The sequence below is a fragment of the Rosenbergiella australiborealis genome, assembly GCF_018494035.1.
In the GTDB taxonomy this organism is placed as follows: Bacteria; Pseudomonadota; Gammaproteobacteria; order Enterobacterales; family Enterobacteriaceae; genus Rosenbergiella; species Rosenbergiella australiborealis.
In genome coordinates this window covers 1-9,257 of sequence record NZ_JABBFO010000024.1, presented here as the reverse complement: position 1 = coordinate 9,257, position 9,257 = coordinate 1, and the positions used below count along the sequence as shown (strand labels likewise).

Annotated in this window: 13 protein-coding genes and 5 pseudogenes; 4 read left to right on the top strand and 14 right to left on the bottom strand. The window is 45.3% G+C overall.

From position 1 onward, the window contains the following. Window positions 1-419, bottom strand: a 419-nt coding sequence (locus tag HGT73_RS14420) for a hypothetical protein (protein ID WP_214215948.1), incomplete at its 3' end; no start/stop codon positions are given. A gap of 824 nt (window positions 420-1,243) precedes the next feature. Here HGT73_RS14420 and HGT73_RS14415 point away from each other — a divergent pair. Next, a complete protein-coding gene (locus HGT73_RS14415) occupies window positions 1,244-1,558 on the top strand; it encodes a hypothetical protein (protein ID WP_214215947.1) in 315 nt (104 codons plus the stop codon). Here the strand turns inward: HGT73_RS14415 and HGT73_RS14410 are convergent. After that, window positions 1,555-1,800, bottom strand: a pseudogene (locus HGT73_RS14410) (DUF4225 domain-containing protein); the annotation flags it as partial. The gene HGT73_RS14415 and the pseudogene HGT73_RS14410 overlap by 4 nt on opposite strands. Window positions 1,801-1,804: 4 nt before the next feature. On the opposite strand from HGT73_RS14410, the gene HGT73_RS14405 reads away from it, so the two are divergent. Both HGT73_RS14405 and HGT73_RS14400 read left to right on the top strand, forming a co-directional pair. Then, complete coding sequence (locus HGT73_RS14405; protein ID WP_214215951.1) at window positions 1,805-1,909, top strand: Rop family plasmid primer RNA-binding protein; 105 nt, start codon at window positions 1,805-1,807, stop codon at window positions 1,907-1,909. Continuing rightward, window positions 1,906-2,334, top strand: coding sequence for a DNA-binding protein (locus HGT73_RS14400; RefSeq protein WP_407073170.1), 429 nt, complete (start codon window positions 1,906-1,908; stop codon window positions 2,332-2,334). Before HGT73_RS14405 ends, HGT73_RS14400 begins: the two co-directional genes overlap by 4 nt. A gap of 1,059 nt (window positions 2,335-3,393) precedes the next feature. Here the strand turns inward: HGT73_RS14400 and HGT73_RS14395 are convergent. The 6 genes and pseudogenes from HGT73_RS14395 to HGT73_RS14370 all read right to left on the bottom strand — a co-directional run. Continuing rightward, window positions 3,394-3,702, bottom strand: a complete 309-nt coding sequence (locus HGT73_RS14395; protein ID WP_214215945.1) for a type II toxin-antitoxin system RelE/ParE family toxin — start codon at window positions 3,700-3,702, stop codon at window positions 3,394-3,396. Beyond that, a complete protein-coding gene (locus tag HGT73_RS14390; protein WP_214215944.1) occupies window positions 3,699-3,974 on the bottom strand; it encodes a type II toxin-antitoxin system ParD family antitoxin in 276 nt (91 codons plus the stop codon). Before HGT73_RS14390 ends, HGT73_RS14395 begins: the two co-directional genes overlap by 4 nt. Before the next feature lie 30 nt (window positions 3,975-4,004). Further along, window positions 4,005-4,196 (bottom strand): annotated as a pseudogene (locus HGT73_RS14385) (tyrosine-type recombinase/integrase); the annotation flags it as partial. Between the two features lie 205 nt (window positions 4,197-4,401). Next, window positions 4,402-4,687 (bottom strand): annotated as a pseudogene (locus tag HGT73_RS14380) (type II toxin-antitoxin system RelE family toxin). Next, window positions 4,677-4,919, bottom strand: a complete 243-nt coding sequence (locus tag HGT73_RS14375; protein WP_214215950.1) for a type II toxin-antitoxin system RelB/DinJ family antitoxin — start codon at window positions 4,917-4,919, stop codon at window positions 4,677-4,679. The pseudogene HGT73_RS14380 and the gene HGT73_RS14375 overlap by 11 nt, the downstream one beginning before the upstream one ends. 53 nt (window positions 4,920-4,972) lie before the next feature. Continuing rightward, window positions 4,973-5,161 (bottom strand): annotated as a pseudogene (locus HGT73_RS14370) (tyrosine-type recombinase/integrase); the annotation flags it as partial. A 149-nt stretch (window positions 5,162-5,310) separates the two neighbouring features. Between HGT73_RS14370 and HGT73_RS14365 the strand changes: the two are divergent. Next, the gene (locus HGT73_RS14365) at window positions 5,311-5,553 is read left to right on the top strand and encodes a SymE family type I addiction module toxin (protein WP_214215943.1); all 243 of its coding nucleotides are present in this window, start codon (window positions 5,311-5,313) and stop codon (window positions 5,551-5,553) included. Between the two features lie 176 nt (window positions 5,554-5,729). Here the strand turns inward: HGT73_RS14365 and HGT73_RS14360 are convergent, their stop codons facing one another. From HGT73_RS14360 to HGT73_RS14340, 6 genes and pseudogenes are all read right to left on the bottom strand, one after another. After that, window positions 5,730-6,254 carry a DUF4258 domain-containing protein gene (locus tag HGT73_RS14360; protein ID WP_214215942.1) on the bottom strand — a complete coding sequence of 175 codons (525 nt, stop codon included), beginning with the start codon at window positions 6,252-6,254 and terminating at the stop codon, window positions 5,730-5,732. A 20-nt stretch (window positions 6,255-6,274) separates the two neighbouring features. Next, window positions 6,275-6,511 carry a hypothetical protein gene (locus HGT73_RS14355; protein ID WP_241622803.1) on the bottom strand — a complete coding sequence of 79 codons (237 nt, stop codon included), beginning with the start codon at window positions 6,509-6,511 and terminating at the stop codon, window positions 6,275-6,277. A gap of 21 nt (window positions 6,512-6,532) precedes the next feature. After that, window positions 6,533-7,027 (bottom strand): adhesin, encoded by a 495-nt coding sequence (locus HGT73_RS14895; RefSeq protein WP_244968589.1) that lies wholly within the window; start codon window positions 7,025-7,027, stop codon window positions 6,533-6,535. 452 nt (window positions 7,028-7,479) lie between these two features. After that, a pseudogene (locus tag HGT73_RS14350) lies at window positions 7,480-8,319 on the bottom strand (filamentous hemagglutinin N-terminal domain-containing protein); the annotation flags it as partial. Next, window positions 8,315-8,755, bottom strand: coding sequence for a hypothetical protein (locus HGT73_RS14345; protein WP_214215941.1), 441 nt, complete (start codon window positions 8,753-8,755; stop codon window positions 8,315-8,317). The gene HGT73_RS14345 and the pseudogene HGT73_RS14350, both read right to left, overlap by 5 nt. A gap of 3 nt (window positions 8,756-8,758) precedes the next feature. Next, on the bottom strand, window positions 8,759-9,257 hold a 499-nt coding region (locus HGT73_RS14340), incomplete at its 5' end, for a toxin C-terminal domain-containing protein (RefSeq protein ID WP_214215940.1).

Genomic DNA, 9,257 nt, shown 5'->3' with positions numbered 1-9,257 from the left:
CACAGAACCTTCTCATTCAAATCTCGCGGGAACGGATTTTGTATACCCTTAGCTGTCGTGATAGTTTCAGCATTTCTGATTAGCTGCTGCTGCTCTTTTGTCAACGAAGGCAGCCGCGAATTACTGGATATAGGTTTCTCTATTGTCAACGCGGAAATAACAGCTGCCAGTACCCCTTTCTTGAAGTTGTCTTCGTGAAGCTGAGTATTGTTAGCTACCGGCTCCAACTCTGATATGGAATAAGTCACCAGTTCCTGACACTGAGTGTTACAGTCTGGCGATACTGCAAGTGTTTTAAGATCAGCCAGCACTTGCTTCTGATCGGCTATCGATATTCCTGTAGATAAAGCCTGCCCTTGTTGCTCTACATCCAGTTTCTTAAGATCGGTCCAAAGCTGCTCCTTCTCCTTTTCTGTCATCGCCTTAGCGTACTTTTCGGTGACGGTGGTTATATCCGTGCTACTCAGATAATTATTCTCAACAACAACTCACTCCGACGTTCACCCGAACAGATTACACCATTTTTCCCTGTGTTTTCCGTGAGTTATAACCCGTTTTTCCTACTGCGTTTACCCCACCAACTCTTTTTGCCCCGACGCGCTTTTTCAGCCCCAGACACGCTACCGCCCCACCCTGGCATCACGCCTGCACCCGCGTATTTTAACAACATTGCTGTCCCTGTCATGACTCGTTTTTAGCCGCAACCCGTGGGCGGCATAGAGCCCGCTAGCGCCCTTTGGCGCTCTGTGGCATTGCTGCATAACTGGGGGTTGAGTTGTGCATGATCGCACCACACTGGAGCGGGGGCGTTGGCTGGCGAGACGGGAAAGAGCAAAAAGGCACGACTGCGACCCGCCGCAGACAGACGCAGCGGGCGGGTATAACGCCTTTAAGCCGAGGCCGAAGGCCGAACTGCTTTATGGCTGTTGGCTGAACACGAGGAAGGGGCAACAAGCCGCCAGGGATGGCGGCCGCACCCAGCGCCGAACACGGGGGCGCAAGACATAATGTGTATTATGCGATACGAGCCGCAGAGCGCGGCGAAGAAGAGCTATGCAGCCGGGCGGCGAGCTTCGCATAATGATGCATTATGGTAAATAATCGAGTTTCTTTGTAGATTTTTAATGGGGTTGAAGGTCAAGTGTGCAAAGTACCATGTTGTGATGCTTCTGCTTTTCCATGGGTTTTTGTGTATTCTTGCTGATGAAAGGTATCTACATTTAAGGATGGAAGGTGGGTTGCTATGAAAGTAAGTGAAACAGCATTGCTGGAGTCGGGATTTAGCCATGATGAACTTCAAAAAATAAAAAGTAACGTGGAAAATTATGGCGGAACTCTTGAGGAAGCTATAAATGATCTCGCTCGCCGATTCAGGTCATGGCTCTGGGTCACTGGTGTATGTATTGTTTTTTTTCTATTACTGGTTACTTTTAGTTCCCCAATCAAAGTAATCGCAGGCGGGCTGGCCATTGTCTTCGCTATTACTATTATTTCGTTTATGCAGCCCTTATTTATTTCATACAAATCATGGCGTTACATTAAATCTGCTAGGTGTTAATTATTACCATTATCTGTCGTCAGAAGATCGAAAATCACTTTTGCTTTCACACCGTAACCAACAATCTTAATTGTTAATTTGGGGCGGCTCATCGTCTCAACTTTGCGATAATAGTCACTCGGCATCCATCTGAATAATCTCCATGCTCCCGGTTTTCGTACAAGACCGAAAATACTGTAAACACTGGCACCAAGAGTGACCCCGTGATAAAGAGCCAGTCCTGTTTTTGGACGAAACCCCAATGAGCTGGACTGCGATAATGAGACTGACCTTTGTGAAAAGCTTCATGAGGATGCTGAGGTACTCTATCGACGACTCCTGACGGCTTTTCCTGATTCTGAAGGAGTATGATTTTGGCTAAAGTTTCGATTAGTGAGGCTGCGAGGCTTGCGGGAAAAAGCAGAACAACTCTGCACAGGTTAATAAAGACAGGTGAACTTTCTGTTAGTACAGGTGAACGTAACGCCAAAATGATTGATATATCTGAGCTTGTTAGGGTATTTCCCGATCTTAAACTCAGTACGGTTGGACAGCCAATTGATCAGGTTAATGAACAATGTGTAACAGGTGATGTTACAGGTCGTGAACATGAAAATGACCGATTAAAACAGGAGATTGAACACCTGAAAACGTTGGTATCTTCGCAGCAGTCGCATATCGACAGCTTGAAACATGCAATGCTTTTGATCGAGCATAAGCAACAATTAGAAATCCCCCCTCAAGAAACGACAGCTGCAACAAAATTCAGATCCCGTTGGGTATTTTGGCGTAAATAGCTCCTTGTCTGGCACTTGCTTTGGCAGAGCTAGAGCAAAACTTCGTCTTCTAGGTGATGGTTTCGCTATGCGAAGCCATCACCCATGCCAGCTTATCTAATTTAATCCCGCATCAAGGTCGAGTCGCTTCGCGCTCGCCTGCGGCGAACCTTGACCCGATATTAAATTAATCGGCCTTAATACCTTTCTTTCTTAAACCGTTAATTACGGTGCCGGTAATCATATCTAAATGATTATTTAAAGGTCGGAAGATCCCGCTTATTCGGAGGATAAAAACACACACCCTACGCAAGGTTGCTTCCTTCGGAAAAACCTAGCAAGGACAATTGCTTAGGTGCTTTTTTCAAATTACATCCTAAATAACAGGCCAAAAAAACCTATAGGAAACCTACAAGAAAACTATAGGAATCATATAGGAAAACCTATAGGTAATATTGAGTATGTTCGGGCATGAACCTATAGGATCCTTATAGGTTCATTAGCCAGTGATTTTTGGAAATCAGTAATCTTCAGATTGCGCGTTATTTGTTCGCATTTTATTTCTGGTTGTTTTTTGAGCGCCAACCTTAATTAAATTTTTTCACTTCTTAATTGGTCTTAGGGGGTAAAGAGTGGGAGGTTATTTTTTTATTTATCTTGTGAGTATTATTTCTTTTTTGAGTGGGTTATCTGTATTTTTTATGGGTGATCTGTCACTTTCTATCTCAAATCATCCCTTACTCACTTGGGTGCATAACAATTCATCGTGTCAGAATTCACCTAAGCAATTTTGAGCGGTTTTTAGGGGGTAAGATGTGGGATTTCATGGATTACGCCCCAGAATCGTTCCTAGAGCGTTTTGGTGGTGCGCGAAATACCCGCACATTATGTTGAATGGCCGAACAGCGGTCACACCTGACTGGCATGTTGTACGCTGCCCGTGCCGCTGGGCGGCCATTTACCCCCGCGCACACGGAACGGGATGAAGGCAGAGCGCGGCAAGGATGCCGCGCTCTGCCGGGCACGGGACCACTCAACTTACAGAGGGCCGGCTAATTTAGCGAGCTTTTTGATGGGACTTTACTCCCCGGTAAATTCGGTTTCGTATTGCTGCCCGCCATGCCAGATACCTAGGATATTAACCTGATTATCTTCCACTACGAAGGCGATCACCGTTCTCTTCCGCCAGTTCGTCACCCGTAGCCCAGGTAAAAGATCGTCGCGTAGATTTCCCCTTTCCGGGAACAGACTCAGACTTTCACAGTAACTGATAATCTCTCCCGTATAAGTTTGAGCGGTCAGTGCGCTGGCGACTTTAGCGATATAACGATAAAGGGTAAGCAGTTGCTCTTCAGCTTCCGGTGCGAAGACCACCTGATAGTTCTTCATCCTTTAGTGGATTTCCTGTGTTCATCTGCCAGTTTTTCCCTAAGCTGCGTACTGCTTATGCCACGCTCAGGATCGGCTTTGAGTGCTGCGTATGCCGGCACAACTTCATCCCGTAACCACTGTTCCATAGCCCGATCACGTGCTGCCAGCGCACGTATTCCATCACGGATCACTTCACTTTCTGATGCATATTCACCGCTTGCAACACGAGCTTTTATCTGTGCTGCCATTTCATTCGGTAGTGTAATACTCATCTGCTGTGTTGTTCTCATCGCCCGTCCCTCCATTGTACTAAGTAGGATTTAATCATACTCATTATCAGCACTTCTGTCATGTTCGTTTTTTATACACTCCGCCGGATGCGTACTCCCATGCACCGCCTGCAACGCTCGGATACTCACCTGCGTATAGATTTGCGTGGATTCAACGCTACGGTGCCCCAGCATCGCCTGGATCCATCGCAGATCTGCGCCGTTCTCCAGCATCTGCGTCGCATAATACCCGCACATTATGTTGAATGGCCGGGCTGCGGCCACGCCTGAACGGCCATATTGTGCGTGGCCCGTGCCGCTGCACGGCCATTTACCCCGCGCTGCACGGCACCCGATGAAGGCAGAGCGCGGCAAGGACGCCTCGCTCTGTCGGGCACGGGACCACTCAACTTACAGAGGGCTTACGGGCTGTCCGGCGGCACAGTCGTCAGAGACGCTTTGCCGCATCCTCGTAAGCGGCTGATTTTTCCCTTTTGCCTATCGCCACAACGAAGACGATGATTTTTTCTTCCTGAACCTGGTAAATTAGTCTGTAACCGGATGAACGCAGCTTAATTTTGTAGCAGTCTGTCAGACTCCCTCAGTTTTGCTGCTTCTACCCGAGGATGCTCAAGCACCTCTGCCAACTTCTTTTTGAACTGCTCTCGGATGGTTGCTCCCAGCTTTTTCCACTCTTTCAGTGCTCTCGGGTCAAAGACCAGTTCATAACTCATCCAGACTTACCCTGATCCCTTTCTGTGGGTTTGCAAGGCGCTCCCGGACTGTTTTTATTAGTTCGTTCTCTGTATCGCTCACCGTGACTGCTTTAACCGGTAGCCTTTCATTCTCAGCGATATACTGGAACAACAACCTGACAGCTTCAGAAGGTGAGACGCTGAGTCTGTCCAGAACGGCATAGGCTTCTTTTTTCAGGTCATCATCAAGGCGGATATTGACTGTAGCCATAATATTTTCTCCATCATACTCTTCCTGTAACGCATATAGCATTACATAGTGCATTACACTCCGTCCAGCTGTTTTTCTTCTGGCAGACCATTTTCCTGCTCCGCCGGATGCGTACTCGTATGCACCGCCTGCAACGCTCGGATACTCACCTGCGTATAGATTTGCGTGGATTCAACGCTACGGTGCCCCAGCATCGCCTGGATCCATCGCAGATCTGCGCCGTTCTCCAGCATCTGCGTCGCATAATACCCGCACATTATGTTGAATGGCCGGGCTGCGGCCAGGCCTGAACGGCCATATTGTGCGTGGCCCATGCCGCTGCACGGCCATTTACCCCGCGCTGCACGGCACCCGATGAAGGCAGATCGCCGCAGGGACGCGGCGCTCTGCCGTGCACGAACAACCCAACACTAAGCCAGAAAGGAGTATTTCCAAAGCGTTACGGCAACTGAAGGTCGGATATATCAGCATCCGTCATGAAAGCCGCACCGATGTCACCGCAACATGGTACAGCCGCTACCCCAGCATCAGCCTGAAGGGCAACTGGCTGGAAGAGGCTGGCTTTACCACAGATACACCAGTTACCGTAGCGGTTGAGCATGGCCAGCTGGTGATTCGGCTAATAACTGACTGAACTACTGGTAAAAAAATCCCGCCGGGTAAAGGGCGGGATTTCAGAGTTATTTACTTAATAGCTCATTCAGATGTCTCAGAGCATCAAGTAAGTCAGGATCATCTGAAGAAATAGATTCATTTCTGAATAAAGCAACAGCATATATTTGCTCTAATACGAACCCATATTCATGGAAATCATTTTTCCACAGTAGTAGGCGTTATGCCTTGCTTCTGCATACGATCCAATGAATGCTTGGTGTAATCACGATTTCCTATCATTGATGGTTTATTCTGACCGTCTATTACATTTAGCGGATTGCCTTTTGAGCCAATAGGCGTTTTTGCGGAGATCTCTGTGCTAGCCTTATTAATCAGCCTCGATGCCTCGGCCACATCCCCTTTTTTCAACGCCGCTTCTGCTGCTTTAATCGCTTTACCTGCTACATCGCCTGCACCGGGAATAATACCCACAGCCGCGGCTAAATAGTCTATCGCTGTCTGAGCTTCTACAAAACCTTTAATGTCACCCACAATAGGGATAAAATCTAGCCCCGTTCCCGCAACATCTTTGACCATCTGCGTACAAGCTGCCTGATTTCCTTCACAGACGGCTTTTTGCGCCTTAAGGTAGTTCTCTATTATCCCTTTCTTATTCGCTTCCGCCGCTGCCAAGACATTAGCCAGCGCATTATTCTCAACAACAATCGTCCTCAGTATCATATAAAAAATTAATGTTGGGTTTACTCACGATCGGATGGCGGAGATTTGCTGGTTTCACGTTCGTCTATTTTGGCAAAAATCCATGAACCCAGCCCTCCCGCAGTACCTCCGATAGCGCTTACAACAATAATATCTATAATTACTTCTCTGCTAAGATTTACCCTACCATCAAAAATAAAATCGATAACTACACTGGATAAAAAGAAAAAAATCAAACAACAAATAAAAAGATAAACAACACTTAAAAATAAAAGCATCAATGTTATATTCTTGTTTTTTTATTTGTTAGCATCATTAATATCCTTTTTATTCATTTTATCCTTAACTTTATTGCTAATAAATTCACTACCAACCGCACCAATAACATCACTTACAAAACCAGTACTTGAGCCTAAAACTGGTTTGAATACAGGTGGTGAGATCACTCCAGCCGCACTACCAAATGCCCAGCCAGCTCCTGTACCAATTAGAGCACCTCTATCAGGGCCATCAGTAAATAGCGTTCCACCTACCGCGATTCCTGCGTTCTGCCAGATACTACGACCCGGAGCCAACGCCCCGGTTACAGCAGCAGAAGTACTTCCCCAGTAATCCCAGGTCTTTTGCTGGTTTTCCGGCTGGCTTTGATTTTTTTCACTGTTTATATCAAACCACTGATAAGAACCGTTAGCGATTTCCGCGATGACTGCTCCCCCCACAACTTTCCCTATCGAGGCCGCCGGGCCTAAGTAGATTGCGCCTCCTATCATTAAGCCATCTGTATAACCTTCCACAATGGCTTTCGTGATATTCGCTCCCTCGGGCAAATTCCCTTCACATGCTGACTTAGCGCCGTATTGATTTCATCTGGGGTTGCGCCTTGCTGAGCCATAGACATTGCTAATGAATAGGCTGACTGATCATAGTCCGCTATTCCCGATGGCAGGCTCAGCCAATTATTCTCAGCAACAATCCCAGCCGCTAACAGCTGGGAGCAAAAGTTTACTCAGATGATGACTTTTTATTTTTCCTTTCTTGTAACCAGATTTTTATCCAGAGGCCAATACCTAAAATAAGACCGCCCACATATCCAGACGTAAAGAAAGATGTAAAAACCCTTTCCCAACTGAATGGAAAAAAACCCCTTTTTAAATAAATAATTAAGGATGAAAGTAGCACTGATATAGCATCGAAAAATAGAAATAAAATAAGGCACATGAATATCAATTTAATTAATAGGAAAAAATTACTTTTCATTATTATTTTTTCCCTTATCATCCAAATTATCTTTTACAAAATTTCCGGATTTTTCACTGAGATAACTACTACTAATCGCACCTGTTAAATCAGTGACAGTATCTTTCCCAAATTTTGAAGCAGCTCCTTTGATTATTTCACCACCGATACCACCGGCAACAGTACCTACCCCAGCTCCAGCTATAGAATTAATCGGATTTTCTCCGTTAATTGCACTTCCAATCGCCGCACCACCCATATTGATACCGGCTGATGCACTAATGCCTTTTCCGGTTGTCGCCGCAGACGTTATTCCCGCCATAATCGCATCCACATAGCTGAACGGATCTTTTCCGCTAAGCTGAACACCTGCATTCACGCCCACACCAATAGCTGCATTCAGCGCCATCCCTTCTTTTATCGTGGTACCCAGCACGCTGCTTCCAAATCTTAGCGGCGCATCACCAATGCTGGCATTGGATTTATGATAACCCCAGGTATTCATAATACTTTGCGCTTTAGCCATCACCTCTGAGTCAGGATTACGTTTTATATAATCCTGGCCTGAAAGTAACCCTTTCACTAATTCCTGTGACAAAGCTCGACCATATTCATTTTCCATTTCAGCTGCATAAACTCTTAGATAACCCGCTAACTCAGCGCGTTCTGTTCTGTTCATCTGAGAAGGATCTTTGGTAAATTTGGAGACTAGCGCATCACTACGGACATCGGCATTTTCAAGTATTATTAGTTCGCTTACCGTCGCAAGCGAAGTGTTGCCTTGCTTTATTTTCTCTATAGCTTTATCGAGTTTGTCCGAAGATGTGTCACTCAAGAAATTATTCTCAACAGCCTTTTAAACTATTATAAAAAGCCACAACACTTTTCAGGTCAGTTTTCCATTCGGATATTTTCACACCTTCTTCACTATAAATTTCCCGGGAACTTATGAAATTATTTATATTACCCGGATTAAACCCAGGATATTCATCCAAAAATAGAATTTTATTTTGTACATAAACGATATCACCACAGAAATATAGCACCCAAGTGAAGATAAAATTAGTAAGTTCAGGTTCATACATTGTAACAGCTAAAGCTGAATATTTATTTTTTTCAATTCCATACTCTAGCGACTTCATCCAGCTCGTTTTATAATCCTCAAACGACCAGTAAGACACAGGAATATGAAGTGTCTCAACAAAACCTCCGACTATTATTGAGCATGGTAATACTAACTCATCATTTATCTCAACAAGCCCATCGATAGGAAAAATACCAAACATTAGTTAGTCCTTAATTCTATTTAGATTACTGTCATAAGTACCCAATCGTGTGCCTTTACGATCAAACATTTTCCAACCATTAGTAACATTATGGCTATCGATATCAGGAGTAATATATACTTTTCCGTTAAAGAATGCTGATTGACCGTGTGAGTTAAATGGTACTTTTGGTGCAGGTATCCGTTTATCGAAGCCTAACTTTCCAGCAGCCTCCTGTGCTTCTTTTCCTTTTAAAGCCAAATAAGCCAATTCATCCTTACTTGGCCCATCCGGAAGCGGCGTTACTGTACTTGTTCCACCCGTACTTACTAAATCATCACTATTACCTGTATGTGTTGGACTTGACGCTAATGGCTGATTGTTACCCGTATTAACTATCCCTTGCTGGTCGCTATGATCCGGATTAATCAACTTACCGTCTGTCGGTTCTCTATCCGGTTTCGGGAAGACAGTGATTAAGCCTTTTTGATCCTGCCCTATCATATAATTATAGGCAGCCCGT